Origin of the sequence: Achromobacter sp. SLBN-14 (assembly GCF_006715415.1) — a bacterium.
Lineage (GTDB): Bacteria > Pseudomonadota > Gammaproteobacteria > Burkholderiales > Burkholderiaceae_B > Achromobacter > Achromobacter mucicolens.
The window spans coordinates 2,029,658-2,046,247 of sequence record NZ_VFNE01000001.1 but is presented as its reverse complement, the minus strand read 5'-3'; the positions used below and the strand labels follow the sequence as shown (position 1 = coordinate 2,046,247).

Genomic DNA, 16,590 nt, shown 5'->3' with positions numbered 1-16,590 from the left:
TGTGGCCCTTTTGTCAGGCGGCTGTGCCTACAATGGCGAGCACCGGGTGACTGCCCGATTTCCCTTTGCCGGATCTCCAAATTGAACCCCATGTCTTTCCTCCGCTACGCCGTTTTCGGCGTGGGGATGGCGCTTAGCGCCGCGGCGGCTTCGGCCCCGATCTTTGTCCTGAACTCCCTGGACGCCAACGTCAGCATCATCGACCCGGCCACCTACAAGGAACTGCGCCGCGTGCCCACGGGCAAAGAGCCGCATCACCTGTATCTGACGCCCGATGAGAAGTCGCTCATGGTGGCCAACGCCACGGGCGACACCATCACGTTGATGGATCCCAAGACGGGCGAGGTGCAGCGCACGCTGACCGGCATCGTCGATCCCTACCAGTTGCAGTTCTCGCCGGACATGAAGTGGTTCGTCACGGCGGCCAACCGCCTGGACCACATCGACATCTATGCCTGGAAGCCGCTGGAGAAGGGCTTTGACCTGACGCTGGTCAAGCGCATCCAGGCGGGCAAGACGCCCAGCCACATCATGATCGACAAGCACAGCACGACGGCCTACGTCTCGCTGCAGGACAGCGATCAGCTCATCGCCATCGACCTGGCCACGCAGACCCCCAAGTGGACGGTGTCCGTCGGCAAGACGCCTGCCGACGTGTTCCTGACGCCCGACCAGAAGACGCTGCTGGTGGCGTTGACCGGCGACTCTTACGTGGAGGCATATGACGTCAGCAATGGCCCGGCCAAGCTGGTCAAGCGCATCCAGACCGCGCCGGGCGCGCACGCCTTCCGGGCGCAGGGCGACCACCGCCACCTGTTCGTCAGCAACCGCACCGCCAACTCCATCAGCCGCATCGACATGCAGACGCTGACGGTCGTGGACACCTTCCCGGTGCCGGGCGGCCCGGACTGCATGGACGTGCTGGCCGACGGCAAGACGCTGCTGGTCACCTCGCGCTGGGCGCGCAAGCTCACGGTGGTGGACCTTGAACAGAAGAAGGTCGTCAATCAGGTGCCCGTGGGCAAGTCGCCGCACGGCGTCTGGACGTTGAACCATGCGCCGACCCGCTAAGGGAGCGGTCCGCTTCGCGGCCCTGTTTCTGGCGATGACGACCGCGGCGGCCGGCGCGGCACCGCAGGCCACCTGCGACAAGCCCGTGTACCTGACGTTCGACACCGGTCACATGGGCGTCGCCCCGCTGGTGGCCGACGTGCTGGCCCGCCATCAGGTCAAGGTCACCTTCTTCCTGGCCAACGAGCGCACGCTGACCGACGGCGCCAGCCTGGACGACGTCTGGGCGCCCTGGTGGAAGGCGCGCGCGGCCGAAGGCCATGCATTCGGCTCGCACACCTACGACCACGTCTATTGGCAGGGCGACCTGCCGGGCGGCAAGTTCCGCGTCAAACCCAGCGCCGGTCCCGACGCGGGCAAGCGCGCCGAGTGGACGGCCGAGCAGTATTGCGCCGAGATCCGCCGCCCCGCCGAGCGGTTCCGCCAGATGACGGGCAAGGCCATGCTGCCGTTGTACCGCGCGCCCGGCGGCAAGACCTCGCCCGCGCTGCTCAAGGCGGCCAAGGCCTGCGGTTTCGAGCACGTGGGCTGGTCTCCGGCCGGCTTCCTGGGCGACGAGCTGCCCAGCGACAAATACCCCAACGCCAAGCTGCTGGACCAGGCGCTGCGCACCATCAAGCCCGGCGACATCCTGCTGGCTCACCTGGGCATCTGGTCGCGTCAGGATCCCTGGGCGCCCGCCGTGCTGGAACCGCTGATTGAAGGTTTGCAGCGCAAGGGCTATTGTTTCGCTACCTTGAACACCCATCCGGCCTATCGCGACTGGATCGCCACGCATCACTGATCATGGATACGCTTAGCCAACTCTTCGGGGCATGCCAGCAATGGCTCTTCGAGACGGCGATTCAGCCCGCGCTGTTCCACCTGGGCCTGAGCAACTTCATCGAAGACGGCTACGATGCCACCATGTGGCTGCTGGTGGGCCTGCTTCAAATCGCGGTGCTGGTGCTGGTCTTCGGGCCCCTGCAGCGCCTGCGTCCCGTGGAACCGGTCACCGACCGCCGCCAGATCGGCATCGACGTGCTGTACACGCTGATCCACCGCCTGGGCGCATTCCGGCTCGTGCTGTTCTTCACCATCGATCCCTTCTGGGACAGCGTTTTCGGGCAGCTTCACGTGTGGGGCTTCGCGCCCTTCCAGCTGGATCAGTACTGGCCCGGCGTGACGGACAAGGCGTGGGTCAGCCTCATCATCTACCTGCTGCTGTTCGATGCGGTGGATTACTTCTATCATCGCGCCCAGCACCGCTTCGGCTGGCTGTGGGCGCTGCATGCCGTGCATCACAGCCAGCGCCAGATGACCATCTGGAGCGACGACCGCAACCACCTGCTGGACGACATGCTGCGCGACGTGCTCATCGTGTTCGTGTCGCAACTGGTGGGCGTGCCGCCCGCGCAGTTCGTGATGGTGGTGGCAATCACCCAGCTTGCGCAGAGTTTTTCGCACGCCAACCTGCGCATGCATTTCGGCGCGCTGGGCGAGCGCCTTCTGGTCAGCCCGCGCTTTCATCGCCATCACCATTCCATCGCCTACGACGCCTCCTCGCCAGGGCCGGCCGGCGGCTACAACTTTGCCGCGCTGTTTCCTATCTGGGACGTCGTGTTTCGCACCGCGCGATTCGGCGTCGGGTACGGCCCCACCGGCATCCACGACCAGCAGGCCGAACTGGGCGGACGCGATTACGGCCGGAGCTTCTGGTCGCAGCAATGGCTGGGCATCAAGCGCATGATCGGCCGCGACCGCGAACCTGCCGCCCCGCCGGTGCCGCCCGCCGGCGCGGAACGCGCATGAAAAACCCCCGCGGCTGGCTGTCCAGCGGCGGGGGCGAATCGGGTAGCGGCCGGACAACTGCCAGGCCGCCACGCGGCAATCAGGCGCCCGGCGTGTCGTGCGTGGTTTCGCGCTTGATCTCGCCGTGGCGGCGTTCCATTTCCTGACGCAGTTCGCGGCGCAGGCCGGCCGCCTTGAAGCGCTGCTTTTCCTCGTGCGTGCGCGGCTCCAGCGGCGGCACCGCCGTCGGGGCGCCCTTGTCGTCCACCGCAACCATCGTGAAATAGCAGCTGTTGGTGTGACGCACCAGCTTCTTGCGGATGTCCTCGGTCACGACCTTGATGCCGATCTCCATCGACGTGCGGCCCGTGTAGTTCACGGCGGCCAGGAACGTCACCAGCTCGCCCACGTGGATCGGTTCGCGGAACACCACCTGGTCCACGGACAGCGTCACGACGTATTGGCCGGCGTACCGGCTGGCACAGGCGTAGGCCACCTGGTCCAGATACTTGAGGATGGTTCCGCCGTGTACGTTTCCTGAGAAATTCGCCATGTCTGGCGTCATCAGGATGGTCATCGACAATTGGTGGCTAAAGGCGTCGTCCATGGCGGGCGGCTCATTCATCAATAAAAGGCTAATGGTAGCGGCAGGCGCATGACATCGCGCCGTATTTCCGCGGCGGATCAGGGTTTCTTGGGGGGCGGCGCGGACGGCGTCTCTGCGGCGGCCGCCGGATGGCCGGCCCCCGAATCCCCAGCCGCCGGATGGCCGGCCCCCGGTTCGCCGGCCGCACCTTCCTCACCTTCCGTTGCGATCCGGCTCACGGCGGGGGGCGTCCACAGCCCATCGCGCACTGCCGGACCCGGGCTGTAGACGCGCAGCAGCATGCCGACCGGGCCGGCTGCCGGGATCGGCAGCCAGTTGGACTGGTCCTCGGGCGCCGGCGCGGTGTTGCTGAAAATCAGGTCCAGCGAGCCGTCCGCGTTGTAGCGCAGCGGATCGCGGCTGCCGAGCGCGTGGCGGTTGACCGGGTTGGGCACGGGCATGCCCTGGCCGTCGTAGGCGGCCAGCGACCAGAACGCGCCCGTGTCGGGCAACTGGTCGCTGCCGATGTGCAGCGCATACGCGTGGGCGCCGTCCAGCAGCGCGCCTTCGCTGTCGGTGGCCAGCACTTGCACGGTCAGGTCCTCGGGCAACCCGCTGCCCGGCTGCGCCTGCGCGGCCAGCGCGCGGCGCAGCCAGTCATTGCCGTACACGCCGATGCTGGCGGTTTCCTGCAGCCAGCCGTTCGTGGCGCGCAGCGAGTGGCCTGCCGCCGCCGCCATGCGGTCGCGCGCCGCGCGCACGCCGCGGCGCATGCCCTGCTTGGCGGAATGGTCGAGCTTGTCGAAGTCGAACGGACGGCCCGGCGCCAGGCCCACGCGCCGCAGCAGAACGAGGACCGGCTGGTCCGTCGCGTGTGGCGGATGCTTGCGCAGCAACTCGGCCGCATAGGTGAAGAACGCGTCGGTCGGCATGGCGTCCACCTGTTCGCTTGCCGGAATCTTCAGATCGAGGGACGGGTCCGGCTTCGGGCGCGGCGCCTGCGCGGGCAGGTTCCATTGCGCCAGCGGCGTCACGGCGAATCCATCCTGCAATGCGTTGACCGTCGCCTGGTCGGCGCCGCCGCGCGTGTCGATCAGGACCTTTGCCCAGACGTGGGCGGTGGGCGCATCGATGCGGGCCATGCCAGAGGGCAGCGTGCCGGTCCAGCCGGGCGGCACGATGGCGGTGTTGCCCTTCGCCGTGCCGGTGGTGCGCGTGCCCAGCGTCGCGAAGACGTCGGTCCACATGTCCAGCAGCGTCAGCGTGTACCGGCGGCCCGACATGTCGGGCGCGGACAGCACGACGGGGCCGTCGGTCAGGTCCAGCCAAGCCGTGCTGCGCAGCACATCGAAGTTCGACCACGGCGTGGCCTCGCCCGCGCGGGGCAGCGTGCGCACGTGCGCGAAGGTGTTGGACGGCGCGCCTTGCGACCCTTGCGCCGGATGGGTGAACTGGCGGCGCGTCAGGTCCATGACGACCAGCGGATAGAGATACAGATAGCCTTCCATCGCCGCCTGCTGCGCCGCCTCGGTGGCGGCGGCGGCGGGCGACTGGGATGCGGGCGCCGCGTGGACGGACGCCTGCGGCGCCAGCACGCAGGGCGCGATGGCCAGCGACAGGGCAAGGGTTCGGGCCAAGGGGGCAAGGCGGCGCATCGGCGCTCCAAGTCATGCAATGCCGGGCATCGTAGCAGTGCTGCACTGCGACAAAATCCGCGAAGTAAACGCCTTTTGCCGTCAAATTCAGACCAGAGCGCCGGTCTGACGCGCCGGCAGGCATGGCGTACCCCATATTCAAGGCCTATACTTCCTCACATTCCCTTGGAAGTTGTAGGGCTTTTTGTCCTAGTCGTTTTCGCTTCCTTCATTCACCAGGAGAGGAGTGCTTCATGGTCAACATGAATCGCCGCCAGTTCTTCAAGGTGACCGGTGCGACGCTGGCGGGCTCCAGCCTGGCCATGCTGGGGGCTGCCCCCGGCACGGCCATGGCCGAGGTGCGCCAGTTCAAGCTTGCGCGCATGACCGAAACGCGCAACACCTGTCCCTACTGTTCGGTCGCCTGCGGTTTGCTGATGTACGGCCTGGGCGATGGCTCGAAGAACGCCCGCGCCAGCATCATGCACATCGAAGGCGACCCCGACCATCCCGTCAATCGCGGCACCCTCTGTCCGAAGGGCGCGGCCCTGATCGACTTCATCCATAGCCCGAACCGCCTGAAGTACCCGGAATACCGGGCGCCCGGCTCGGACAAATGGGTCCGGATGTCGTGGGACGAAGTCCTGACCCGCATCACCAAGCTCATGAAGGCCGACCGCGACGCGAACTTCGTCGAGAAGACCGCGGACGGCAAGACGGTGAACCGGTGGCTGACCACCGGCATGCTGGCCGCCTCGGCAAGCAGCAACGAGGTCGGTTACATCACGCACAAGACTGTGCGCAGCATGGGGATGCTGGCGTTCGACAATCAAGCCCGTGTCTGACATGGCCCGACGGTGGCAGGTCTTGCCCCGACGTTTGGCCGTGGAGCGATGACGAACCATTGGGTCGACATCAAGAACGCGGACATAGTTTTGATCATGGGCGGCAATGCCGCCGAGGCCCACCCTTGCGGGTTCAAATGGGTCACTGAAGCCAAGGCCCACAACAAGGCCAAGTTGATCGTCGTGGATCCGCGCTTTACGCGTTCGGCATCCGTGGCGGACTTCTACGCGCCCATACGTACCGGCACTGACATCATCTTCCTGGGTGGCGTCATCAAGTACCTGTTGGATAACGACAAGATCCAGCACGAGTACGTGCGCAACTACACCGACTTTTCGTTCATCGTGCGCGAGGACTTCGCGTTCGACGCGGGCCTGTACTCGGGCTACAACGCCGAAAAGCGCACCTACGACAAGCAAAGCTGGGACTACGAGCGCGGCGACGACGGTTACGTCAAGACCGATCCCACGCTGCAGCATCCGCGTTCGGTGTACCAGCTGCTCAAGAAGCACTATTCGCGCTACACGCCCGAAATGGTCGAGCGGGTCTGCGGCACGCCCAAGGACAAGTTCCTGACGGTGTGCGACATGCTCGCGTCCACGGCCACCACCAACCGGGCCGCCACGATCCTGTACGCGCTGGGCTGGACGCAGCACTCCATCGGCTCGCAGATCATCCGCACCGGTGCGATGGTGCAGCTGCTGCTGGGCAACATCGGCATCGCCGGCGGCGGCATGAACGCGCTGCGCGGGCACTCGAACATCCAGGGCCTGACCGACCTGGGCCTGATGTCGAACCTGCTGCCGGGCTACATGACGCTGCCCAACGAGCCGGAGCAGGACTACGCAAGGTACATCGACACGCGCACGCTCAAGCCGCTGCGTCCCAACCAGCTGAGCTACTGGCAGAACTATCCCAAGTTCCACGTCAGCCTCATGAAGGCCTGGTGGGGCGGCGCGGCCACCGCCGAGAACAACTGGGCGTTCGACTACCTGCCCAAGCTGGACAAGCTGTACGACATGCTGCAAGTCTACGAGCTGATGGTCCAGGGCAAGATGAACGGCTACATCGCCCAGGGCTTCAACCCGCTGGCCGCGGCGCCCAACAAGGCCAAGCTGAACGACGGCTTTGCCAAGCTCAAGTTCCTGGTCATCATGGACCCCCTGGTCACGGAAACGTCCGAGTTCTGGCGCAACGCCGGCGAGGCCAATGACGTGGATCCGTCCAAGATCCAGACCGAGGTCTTCCGCCTGCCCACCACCTGTTTCGCCGAAGAGGACGGCGCGCTGGTCAACTCCGGCCGCTGGCTGCAATGGCACTGGAAGGGCGCCGAACCCCCGGGCGAGGCCAAGAGCGACATCGAGATCATGGCGCTCATCTTCACGCGCCTGCGCAAGCTGTACCAGGACGAGGGCGGCAAGTATCCCGATCCCATCGTCAACCTGTCGTGGCCGTATTCCAATCCGCAGAACCCGACGGCCGAGGAACTGGCCAAGGAATACACGGGCCGCGCGCTGGTCGACCTTGCGGATCCCAAGGATCCGGCGAAGATCATGCGTCGCGGCGGCGAGCAGCTTGCAGGCTTTGCCGAGCTGCGCGACGACGGCTCCACCGCCAGCGGCTGCTGGATCTTCGCGGGCGCCTGGAGCCCCAGCGGCAACCTCATGGCCCGCCGCGACAACAGCGACCCCACCGGCATCGGCCAGACCCTGAACTGGGCCTGGGCGTGGCCGGCCAACCGCCGCATCCTGTACAACCGCGCTTCGTGCGACCTCGAAGGCAAGCCGTTCGATCCGCGGCGCAGCGTCGTGTCCTGGAATGGCCGCGCCTGGGTGGGCGCCGACATCCCCGACTTCAAGGGCGACGAGAACCCCGCAGGCGGCATGGGGCCGTTCATCATGAACCCGGAAGGCGTGGCGCGCTTCTTTGCGCGGGCGGGCCTGGCCGAAGGGCCGTTCCCGGAACACTATGAACCCTTCGAAAACCCGCTGGGCTACAACCCGCTGCATCCGAAGGCCAAGGGCGTCACCAGCAACCCGGCCGCGCGCATCTTCAAGGATGACCTGGCGGCGATGGGCACGGTGGAGAACTTCCCGTATGTGGCCACCACGTACCGGCTGACGGAACACTTCCACTACTGGACCAAGAACGTCCGCATCAACGCGATTCTGCAGCCCGAGCAGTTCGTGGAGATCGGCGAGGCGCTGGCCAAGGAGCTGGGCATCCCCAACGGCTCTCGCGTGAAGGTGTCGTCCAACCGCGGCTACATCAAGGCGGTGGCGCTCGTCACCAAGCGCATCCGTCCGCTCGTCATCGAGGGCAAGACGGTGCACCAGGTCGGGATTCCGATCCACTGGGGTTTCGTGGGCATCGCCAGGCCGGGCTTCCTCACCAACACCCTGACGCCATTCGTGGGCGACGGCAACTCCCAGACACCGGAGTTCAAGTCGTTCCTGGTGAAGGTCGAAAAGGTATAGGAGAACCGACATGTCAATGCAATCCCTGGACATCAAGCGGCGCTCCGCCACCACCACGCCGCCGCCGGGCATCCGTGAACCCGTCACGGGCTCGGTCGCCAAGCTGATCGACGTCTCCAAGTGCATCGGCTGCAAGGCCTGCCAGAGCGCCTGCATGGAGTGGAACGACCTGCGCGACGAAATCGGCGTCAACGTGGGCGTCTACGACAATCCGGCCGACCTCACCGAGCATTCCTGGACCGTCATGCGCTTCTCGGAATTCGAGAACCCTGCCGGCGACCTGGAATGGCTGATTCGCAAGGACGGCTGCATGCACTGCGAGGATCCGGGCTGCCTGAAAGCCTGTCCCTCGCCGGGCGCCATCATCCAGTACAACAACGGCATCGTGGATTTCCACGAGGAAAACTGCATCGGCTGCGGCTACTGCATCACCGGCTGTCCGTTCAACGTTCCGCGCATCTCCAAGAAGGATCACAAGGCGTACAAGTGCACGCTGTGTTCCGATCGCGTGGCCGTCGGCATGGAGCCCGCATGCGTCAAGGCCTGTCCCACCGGCGCCATCGTCTTCGGCACCAAGGACGACATGCACCAGCATGCGGCCGAACGCGTCGAGGACCTGAAATCGCGGGGCTTCGCGCAGGCCGGCGTCTACGATCCGCCGGGCGTGGGCGGCACGCACGTCATGTACGTGCTGCATCACGCCGACCAGCCGGGGCTGTACCACGGTTTGCCCGCCGATCCGCAGATCAGTCCGATGGTGTCGCTCTGGAAGGGGCTGGCCAAGCCGCTTGGCCTGGCCACGATGGCGCTGACCGCGCTGGCGGGCTTCTTCCACTATGCGCGTGTCGGCCGCAACGAAGTGACCGAGGAAGACGAACGCCGAGCCGAAGAGGAGGTGCGCCATGAGTGAAGAACACCACTATCGCCGCATCAAGCGCTACACGCCGGGCGAGCGCACCAACCACTGGATCATCGCGCTCACGTTCATCTTGCTCGCGCTGTCCGGCCTGGCGCTCTTTCATCCGTCGATGTACTGGCTGACCAATCTGTTTGGGGGCGGGCCCTGGACACGCATCCTGCATCCGTTCATCGGGGTGGTGATGTTCGTGTGCTTTGCCGTGTTCGCCGGACACATGTGGCGCCACAACCTGCTGACCCGCGCGGACCGCCAGTGGCTCAGGCAGCTCAACGACGTGGTCGAGAACCGCGAGGAAAAGCTGCCCGAGGTCGGCAAGTACAACGCCGGCCAGAAGCTGCTGTTCTTCGTGCTGATCCTGTGCATGCTGGGGCTGATGGTCAGCGGCATCGTGATCTGGCGCGAATATTTCGCGTTCTACTTCCCGATCTGGGTGGTCCGCGCCGCTTCGGTGCTGCACGCGGTTTGTGCGCTGGTGCTGATTTGCGCGATCATTGTGCATATTTACGCGGCGATCTGGGTAAAGGGGTCGCTCACGGCAATGCTGCGCGGCTATGTCACCGCCGGCTGGGCGTGGAAACACCATCGCGCCTGGTTCCGGGAGCAGGTGAAGAAATAGTTTTTTGGCCCGGCATGTCGTGATCGCACGGCTGTTATCCTCTTCGCAGGCTGGCAGCCGTGTTTGTTTTTCTGGAGACGAGAATTGCAGCGAATCCTTCCGCGCGGCGAGATCGAAGCGCTAGACCATAACGCCATTCCCCGCATCACCCTGCCGGAGCGGCAAACCGTCTTTGCCGCGCGGGCCGCGCGACTGCGCCAGTTGGCAGAGGGCAATCCGGTGGGCGACTACCTGCTGCTGATGGCGCATCTGGTCGACGCCCAGCACCGCGCGCTGCAGGACTGCGCCGCGCCGCCCGCCACCGAAGACCGCATTTCGCTGGCGCAGACGCACGGCATGCCGCCGCTGCAGGCTGTGGGCTGGCCCCGCGACCCGCTGTGGCGCCGCATCCTGAGCCAATTGCTGGACGACGTGTCGCGCGCGCCCGGCGTGCCTGCCGAGGCCATCGATGTCTGCGCCGCGCTGCGCCGCGCGCTGGACGACGACCCCGAATCGCTCGAAGACCTGGCCCAGGCCGTGCTGTCCGAACAGGACGAGGGCGTGGACAGCGCCGCCGCGCCCTTCGTCATGGCCGCGTTGCAGGTCTACTGGACGGACCTCGCCAACCGCTTCGATCCCAGGCAGTTGCCTGTCGCCAGCCCGTTTGGGGTCTGTCCGGTCTGCGCCAGCCTGCCCGTGGCCAGCATCGTCCGCGTGGGCGGCCAGTACGAGGGCTACCGCTACCTGTGCTGCAGCCTGTGCGCCACGCAATGGCACATGGTGCGCGTGAAGTGCTCGCATTGCGAGGACGTCGAGAAGGTCGCCTACCAGGCCATCGAGGGCCGCACGCCCGCCATCAAGGCCGAAACCTGCGACAACTGCCACACGTATCGCAAGATCTTCTATCAGGACAAGGACCTGTACGTGGAGCCGGTGGCCGACGACCTTGCCAGCCTGATGCTGGATGTGCTGGTGGGCGAGGCAGGGTATTCGCGGTCCAGCGGCAATCCGCTGCTGTGGCATGGCGCGCAGGACTAGCGCCTCTCGATGACGGAGTCTCGCATGGCCGATCAACTGTCCGGGGCCGGCCTGGCCGCGGCATCCGACATTCCTTCGCTGGACCGCCTGTTGAACGCCGAGGCGCTGCGGCCGGCGCTGGCCACCCACGGCCGCACGCAGGTGGTGGCCGCCTTGCGCCGCGACCTGGAGGCGTTGCGCAAACGCGCGCTGGACGGCGGCGTGCCGCGCCACGAGCTTGACGCGGCCGCCGTGGCGGCCCGCACGTCGGCGGCGCTGGACGAGGCCGCGCGGCCGCGCCTGCGCGCGGTCTACAACCTGACCGGCACCGTGCTGCACACCAACCTGGGCCGCGCGCTGCTGCCTGACGAAGCGGTGGCCTCGGTGCTGCGCGCGCTGACTTCGCCGGCCAACCTGGAGTTCGACCTGGACACGGGCGGGCGCGGCGATCGCGACGACCTCATCGACGACCTGCTGTGCGAGCTGACCGGGGCCGAGGCGGCCACGGTGGTCAACAACAATGCGGCCGCGGTGCTGCTGATGCTGAACGCGCTGGCGGACCGCCGCGAAGTGGTGGTGTCGCGCGGCGAGCTGGTCGAGATCGGCGGCGCGTTCCGCATCCCGGACATCATGAAGCGCGCGGGCGCCAAGCTGGTCGAAGTGGGCACCACCAACCGCACGCACGCGGCTGACTACGAGAACGCCATCGGCCCGCGGACCGCGATGCTGATGAAGGTGCATTGCAGCAACTACGCGGTGACCGGCTTCACGAAAAGCGTGGATGTGGCCGACGTGGCCGCGCTGGCGCACGCGCGCGGGCTGCCCGCCACCGTGGACCTGGGCAGCGGCACGCTGGTGGACCTGACGCAGTTCGGATTGCCCAAGGAAGACACCGTGCGCGAGACCATCGCGGCGGGCGCCGATCTGGTTACGTTCAGCGGCGACAAGCTGCTGGGCGGCCCGCAGGCGGGCCTCTTGGTAGGCCGCGCCGACCTCATCCGCAAGATCAAGAAGAATCCCCTCAAGCGCGCGCTGCGCGTGGGTAAGCTGACGCTGGCCGCGCTGGAACCGGTGTTGCAGCTGTACCGCGCGCCCGAGTTCCTGGCGCAGCGGCTGACGACGCTGCGCCTGCTGACCCGCCCCATGCGCGATATCCAGCCGCAGGCCGAACGGCTGCGCGGCGTGCTGGCGCATGCGGCGGGGCCTAGCTATGCGGTGGAGGCAGTGCCGATGTTCAGCCAGATCGGCAGCGGTGCGCTGCCGATCGACCAGCTTCCCAGTTACGGACTGGCGGTGCGCTACGCGGGCAGCGGCCGTCCCGGGCGGCATCTGGACCGGCTTGAGACGCAGCTGCGGCGGCTGCCGGTGCCCGTCATCGGCCGCATCGCGGATGACGCGTTGTGGCTGGACCTGCGCTGCCTGGAAGACCGCGACGAAGCGGCCTTCACGGCGCAACTGGCGGAGCCGCTGGCATGATCGTCGGCACCGCGGGGCATATCGACCACGGCAAGACGACGCTTGTGCGGGCGCTGACGGGCGTGGACACGGACCGGCTGAAGGAAGAGAAGGCGCGCGGCATTTCCATTGAACTGGGCTACGCCTACACGCCGCTCGCCAATGGCGAGGTGCTGGGTTTCATCGACGTGCCCGGCCACGAAAAGCTTGTGCACACGATGGCGGCCGGCGCCAGCGGCATCGATTTCGGGCTGCTGGTGGTCGCGGCGGACGACGGCGTCATGCCGCAGACGCGCGAGCATCTGGCGATTCTGTCGATGCTGGGCGTGGGACGCGGCGCGGTGGCGCTGACCAAGACGGATCGCGCGGACGCCGCACAACTGGACCGCGTGCGCGGCGAGATCGAGGCGCTGGTGCAAGGCACGTTCCTGCAAGGCGCGCCGGTGTTTGGCACGAGCGCGGTCCAGGCGGGCCAGACGACGCAGGCGGCTCGGCCGGCGCAAGCGGTGCATTCGGCTCAATCGGATTCTGCGGCGACGTCCGGTGACCCGGGGGTAGCGGCGCTGAAAGATTATCTGCACGCGCAGGCCGAGGCGGTGGCGCGGCGCGAAGCCACCGGTCTCTTCCGGCTGGCGGTGGATCGCGTGTTCACCTTGTCCGGCCACGGCACGGTGGTGACCGGCACGGCGCATGCCGGCCAGGTCCGGGCGGACGACGACACTGTCGATCTGCGGCTGATGCCGGCCGGCACGCGGGTGCGGGTGCGTGGCATCCATGCGCAGAATCGGCCCAGCGAGACGGGCTCGGCGGGGCAGCGTTGCGCCTTGAACCTGGCGGGCATCGACAAGAGCGCCATCTCACGCGGCGACTGGATTGCGGACGCGCGCGGCTTTCTGCCCTCGAAGCACGTGGATGTGGCGCTGACGCTACTGCCGTCGGCGGATGCGCCGGTGCGGGCCTGGGCGCCGCTGCACGTGCATATGGGCGCGGCGCGCCACGTGGCGCATGTGGTGCCGATCAGTGCGGAGTCGCTGCAGCCGGGGCAGTCGGGGTGGGTGCAACTGGTGTTTGACGAGCCGGTCTGCGCGATGCCGGGTGACCGCTTCATCGTGCGCAATGCGCAGGCGACGCGCACGGTGGGCGGCGGCCGGGTGCTGGATCCGAATGCGCCGGACCGGAAGCGCCGCGCGGCGTCGCGGCTGGCGGGGTTGCAGGCGTTGTCCGAGATGCTGGATGGCGGCGGTTTGCAGCCGGTGCTGGCGCACGCGCCGCAGGGCCTGGATGAGGCCGCGCTGCAGCGGCTGACGGGCCGGCCGGTCAGCGAGATCACGACGCCGGCGGGCGCGCGGTGGATCGAGCCTCGCAATGCGCAGGGATCCCGCACGCTGATCCTGGCGCCGCATTGGGCGGCGCTGCGCGAGCGGGCCGAAGCGGCGCTGGCGGCGTTTCACCAGGGCGCGCCGGACGAACCGGGTCCGGACAGCGCGCGGCTGCGGCGCATGGCAATGCCGGCGATGCCGGACACGCTCTGGACGTCGCTGCTGGAAGAACTGCAAGGCGACGGCCGCATCGCGCGCAATGGTCCGTGGCTGCATCTGCCATCGCATACGGCGACGCTGGGACAGGCCGAATCGGCGCTGGCGGCGCGGCTGCTGCCGCTGCTGGATGAAGGCGCATTCGATCCGCCGTGGGTGCGCGATCTGGCCCGGATGCAGAACGTATCCGAGGACGCGGTGCGCCAGTTGCTGCGCAAGCTGTTGCGGCGGGGGGAAGTGGCGCAGGTGGTGAAGGATCTTTTCTATCACCGCGATCAGGTGGGCAAGCTGGCGGCGCTGGCGGCGGACCTGGCGGGGCAGCCGCAAGGACTGAATGCGGCGGTGTTCCGGGACGCGACAGGGCTGGGGCGCAAGCGGGCGATCCAGATCCTGGAGTTCTTCAATCGGGTGGGCTATACGCGGCGCGTGCGGGATACGCATGTGCTGCGGGGCGAAAGCGCCTATGCAGCCATGCAGCAGCGCGCCGAGCCGGTATCATAGGCGGTCCGCGACGGAAGGCATTCGTGCCCGGCGGCACGGCCGGGCTTCAAACCCGGTTGGGGGCGTCAGACGTTCCCAGGTAGGTTCGACTCCTGCTGCCTTCCGCCAGTTTTTTTGTGCGGCGTTGGTGTTCTTCTGCGCATGCGGGTTCCAACGTTTCTTATCTTGCCCGCGCTGTGGTGGTTCTTCTGCCGCCCGCGGCGTCGCGGGGTCCGCGTTGCGGGCCTCCGATGGCGGTCCGGAGCCTTCGCTCCGGACGCTCCCGTGCTCATCCTCGTCCGCCTTCGGCTCCCTTCGGATTCCGCCGGGCGCCATCTAAACGGCCCGCAACACGGACCCCGCGCCACCACGTGCTGGGTCGGTGAGTGATCGGGAGGTCGCTGCACCCTCCTTCAACTGCGCAGCATGCGCGTCACCACGCCACTTACGCTGTGCGACGCCCAGTCCAGTTCGCCCAGGTGCCAGTAGCGGATCGTGCCGCCGCGGTCGACCAGGTAGTTGGCGGGCAGGCCGGCGGCGTCCCATTTTTTGGAGGCGGTGCTGTTGCGGTCGTGCAGGACCGCGCCGGCGACGGGCCATTTTTTCAGGAAGGCGGTGATCTTGGCGGGGGATTCGCCGACGTTGACGGCGATGAGGCGCAGGCCTTCTTCGCGGTGGCGTTTGGCCATGGTGGACATGATGGGAATCTCGTCGCGGCAGGGGTCGCACCAGGTGGCCCAGAAGCTGACGATGACCACGTTGCCGCGCCAGGAAGAGAGCTTCTGTTCGCGGCCGGACAGGTCCGGCAGGACGAGCTGCGGCGTGGGAGCGGTCCACGGGGCCCAATCGGGACCGGTGGCGGTTTTAAACGCGGAGTCGCTGGCGGCGCGGGCCCAGGCGGGCAGGGCCGCTAGCGACAGGCTGGTTTGCAGGAGACGGCGGCGGCTGATCAAGGCGGACTCCCGCAAGGAAGTGGCGGTCAGATGGCGATGGGTCTGGCGGTGATGCGGTAGCTGAAGCTGTCGGGATCGAGGCTGTCCAGGCGGCCGGCGGCGGTTTCGCCGTTGGGATACATGAGGAAGGGGATGGGGCCGTGCGCGGTGCCGGGCAGGACGACGTCGTGGCCGTGGTTGTAGGCGACCCAGTTCATTTCCCATGCGCCGAACAGCATGACGCGCGCGGCGCGGACCTTGGCGTCGGTAAGCGGAAGTTCGCCCGGCGGTTCCTCCAGCATGACCTTGCGCACGTCGGCTGGGTCGACGGGAATCCAGCCGTAGCCGGCGGCGTAGAACTCGGCGCGGCAGTGTTGAGCGCGGGTGACGTCGCCGGCCTTGCCGAGGCTCTTGTAGCCGAGTTGCGAGTTGTCCACGCGCAGGCCATAGGCGTCGCGCGCGGGGATGCCGGCGGCGCGGGCCAGTGCGACGAACAGCGCGTTGATATCGGCGCATTTGCCGTTCAGGTCGTTGGCGGTGAGCATGTAGCGCACGTCGCCGGTGCCGCAGCCGCGCGTGGACGCAGTGCGGCAGGTGTTTTCGACCACCCAGTCGTAGATGGCGCGGGCGCGCGCCAGGTCGCCCTGGTGGCCTTGGGTGATGCGGTCGGCGGTGGTCTTGACGATGCCGTCGGTGGGCAAGAGGGCGGTCGGTTGCAGGTATTCGCGCAGCGCGGCTGCGTTCTCGCGCGCGGCGTCGGCGGGAGGGGGCTGGGTCAGATCGACGCGGCGGTTGCGGGTCTGGAAGCGGCTGGTCAGCGTGATGGTGCGGGGCGACTGTGCGTCGGGCCATTGGACGGCGAGCATCTGGACGTCGTAGCCGGGCGCGCGGGTCAGCGTGGCGACGCCGCCGCCGCTGGCCTGCCAGGTGTTCTGCACGCCGCGCTGGTAGGACGTGTCGGTGGCATAGGGCACGGGCAGCCAGATTCGGGTGTGGGCGGCGGGGTCGGTGATGCTGACGGCGGTGGTCAGTTCGTAGGTGCGCCACGCGGTGGCGACTGGGGTTTGCTGGGCGCGCGCGGCGTGCGGCAGCACGGCGGTGGTGGCAGTGGCGGCGCACGCGGCGCCCGAGAAACGGAGAAAGTGTCGGCGATCCATGAAGCCCCCACGCACGGTGAAGATTGGCTATCGGTGCGCCCGTGGCCGGGCGGCCGTCCGTTGCTGCATGCGATCGATCATAGGGCCAATCGCGGGGGCGGTGCTATCCTTTTTCG

13 protein-coding genes and 1 tRNA gene are annotated in these 16,590 nt (G+C 67.3%); 10 read left to right on the top strand and 4 right to left on the bottom strand.

Annotation, left to right across the window (positions count from 1 at the left end):
- Window positions 1-90: 90 nt before the first annotated feature.
- The 3 genes from FBY20_RS09330 to FBY20_RS09320 are packed head-to-tail and all read left to right on the top strand — an operon-like array spanning window position 91 to window position 2,862.
- Complete coding sequence (locus FBY20_RS09330; RefSeq protein ID WP_174245397.1) at window positions 91-1,071, top strand: YncE family protein; 981 nt, start codon at window positions 91-93, stop codon at window positions 1,069-1,071.
- A gap of 34 nt (window positions 1,072-1,105) precedes the next feature.
- Window positions 1,106-1,855, top strand: coding sequence for a polysaccharide deacetylase family protein (locus FBY20_RS09325; RefSeq protein WP_370458366.1), 750 nt, complete (start codon window positions 1,106-1,108; stop codon window positions 1,853-1,855).
- Between the two features lie 2 nt (window positions 1,856-1,857).
- A complete protein-coding gene (locus FBY20_RS09320; RefSeq protein WP_142051623.1) occupies window positions 1,858-2,862 on the top strand; it encodes a sterol desaturase family protein in 1,005 nt (334 codons plus the stop codon).
- A 79-nt stretch (window positions 2,863-2,941) separates the two neighbouring features.
- Here FBY20_RS09320 and FBY20_RS09315 read toward each other — a convergent pair whose 3' ends face one another.
- Window positions 2,942-3,448, bottom strand: a complete 507-nt coding sequence (locus tag FBY20_RS09315; RefSeq protein ID WP_056319320.1) for an acyl-CoA thioesterase — start codon at window positions 3,446-3,448, stop codon at window positions 2,942-2,944.
- A 77-nt stretch (window positions 3,449-3,525) separates the two neighbouring features.
- Window positions 3,526-5,082, bottom strand: coding sequence for a DUF1254 domain-containing protein (locus tag FBY20_RS09310; RefSeq protein WP_142051620.1), 1,557 nt, complete (start codon window positions 5,080-5,082; stop codon window positions 3,526-3,528).
- A 233-nt stretch (window positions 5,083-5,315) separates the two neighbouring features.
- On the opposite strand from FBY20_RS09310, the gene fdnG reads away from it, so the two are divergent.
- The 7 genes from fdnG to FBY20_RS09275 all read left to right on the top strand — a co-directional run bounded on the left by fdnG (window position 5,316) and on the right by FBY20_RS09275 (window position 14,514).
- On the top strand, window positions 5,316-8,384 hold the full coding sequence (fdnG, locus tag FBY20_RS09305; protein WP_142051617.1) for a formate dehydrogenase-N subunit alpha: 3,069 nt from the start codon (window positions 5,316-5,318) through the stop codon (window positions 8,382-8,384).
- Between the two features lie 10 nt (window positions 8,385-8,394).
- Window positions 8,395-9,294: a formate dehydrogenase subunit beta gene (gene fdxH / locus FBY20_RS09300; protein WP_056319313.1), complete on the top strand. Its 900-nt coding sequence runs from the start codon at window positions 8,395-8,397 to the stop codon at window positions 9,292-9,294.
- On the top strand, window positions 9,287-9,919 hold the full coding sequence (locus tag FBY20_RS09295; RefSeq protein WP_062840087.1) for a formate dehydrogenase subunit gamma: 633 nt from the start codon (window positions 9,287-9,289) through the stop codon (window positions 9,917-9,919). The genes fdxH and FBY20_RS09295 overlap by 8 nt, the downstream gene beginning before the upstream one ends.
- Before the next feature lie 84 nt (window positions 9,920-10,003).
- The gene (gene fdhE, locus FBY20_RS09290) at window positions 10,004-10,936 is read left to right on the top strand and encodes a formate dehydrogenase accessory protein FdhE (protein ID WP_056319308.1); all 933 of its coding nucleotides are present in this window, start codon (window positions 10,004-10,006) and stop codon (window positions 10,934-10,936) included.
- A 24-nt stretch (window positions 10,937-10,960) separates the two neighbouring features.
- Window positions 10,961-12,391 carry an L-seryl-tRNA(Sec) selenium transferase gene (gene selA / locus FBY20_RS09285; protein ID WP_142051614.1) on the top strand — a complete coding sequence of 477 codons (1,431 nt, stop codon included), beginning with the start codon at window positions 10,961-10,963 and terminating at the stop codon, window positions 12,389-12,391.
- On the top strand, window positions 12,388-14,406 hold the full coding sequence (locus FBY20_RS09280; RefSeq protein ID WP_142051611.1) for a SelB C-terminal domain-containing protein: 2,019 nt from the start codon (window positions 12,388-12,390) through the stop codon (window positions 14,404-14,406). Before selA ends, FBY20_RS09280 begins: the two co-directional genes overlap by 4 nt.
- A 12-nt stretch (window positions 14,407-14,418) precedes the next feature.
- Window positions 14,419-14,514, top strand: a tRNA-Sec gene (locus FBY20_RS09275).
- 284 nt (window positions 14,515-14,798) lie between these two features.
- Here FBY20_RS09275 and FBY20_RS09270 read toward each other — a convergent pair.
- Together FBY20_RS09270 and FBY20_RS09265 are read right to left on the bottom strand one after the other, a co-directional pair.
- The gene (locus FBY20_RS09270; protein ID WP_142051608.1) at window positions 14,799-15,338 is read right to left on the bottom strand and encodes a TlpA disulfide reductase family protein; all 540 of its coding nucleotides are present in this window, start codon (window positions 15,336-15,338) and stop codon (window positions 14,799-14,801) included.
- A gap of 26 nt (window positions 15,339-15,364) precedes the next feature.
- A complete protein-coding gene (locus tag FBY20_RS09265) occupies window positions 15,365-16,474 on the bottom strand; it encodes a transglutaminase-like domain-containing protein (RefSeq protein WP_142051605.1) in 1,110 nt (369 codons plus the stop codon).
- Between the last annotated feature and the right edge of the window lie 116 nt (window positions 16,475-16,590).

What these genes read in the sequence shown, in the direction of transcription:
- FBY20_RS09265 (WP_142051605.1), bottom strand. Translation starts at nt 16,474, where the DNA reads ATGGATCGCCGACACTTTCTCCGTTTCTCGGGCGCCGCGTGCGCCGCC.
- selA (WP_142051614.1), top strand. Translation starts at nt 10,961, where the DNA reads ATGGCCGATCAACTGTCCGGGGCCGGCCTGGCCGCGGCATCCGACATT.
- FBY20_RS09295 (WP_062840087.1), top strand. Translation starts at nt 9,287, where the DNA reads ATGAGTGAAGAACACCACTATCGCCGCATCAAGCGCTACACGCCGGGC.
- FBY20_RS09320 (WP_142051623.1), top strand. Translation starts at nt 1,858, where the DNA reads ATGGATACGCTTAGCCAACTCTTCGGGGCATGCCAGCAATGGCTCTTC.
- fdxH (WP_056319313.1), top strand. Translation starts at nt 8,395, where the DNA reads ATGTCAATGCAATCCCTGGACATCAAGCGGCGCTCCGCCACCACCACG.
- FBY20_RS09325 (WP_370458366.1), top strand. Translation starts at nt 1,106, where the DNA reads ATGACGACCGCGGCGGCCGGCGCGGCACCGCAGGCCACCTGCGACAAG.
- FBY20_RS09315 (WP_056319320.1), bottom strand. Translation starts at nt 3,448, where the DNA reads ATGGACGACGCCTTTAGCCACCAATTGTCGATGACCATCCTGATGACG.
- FBY20_RS09280 (WP_142051611.1), top strand. Translation starts at nt 12,388, where the DNA reads ATGATCGTCGGCACCGCGGGGCATATCGACCACGGCAAGACGACGCTT.
- FBY20_RS09310 (WP_142051620.1), bottom strand. Translation starts at nt 5,082, where the DNA reads ATGCGCCGCCTTGCCCCCTTGGCCCGAACCCTTGCCCTGTCGCTGGCC.
- FBY20_RS09330 (WP_174245397.1), top strand. Translation starts at nt 91, where the DNA reads ATGTCTTTCCTCCGCTACGCCGTTTTCGGCGTGGGGATGGCGCTTAGC.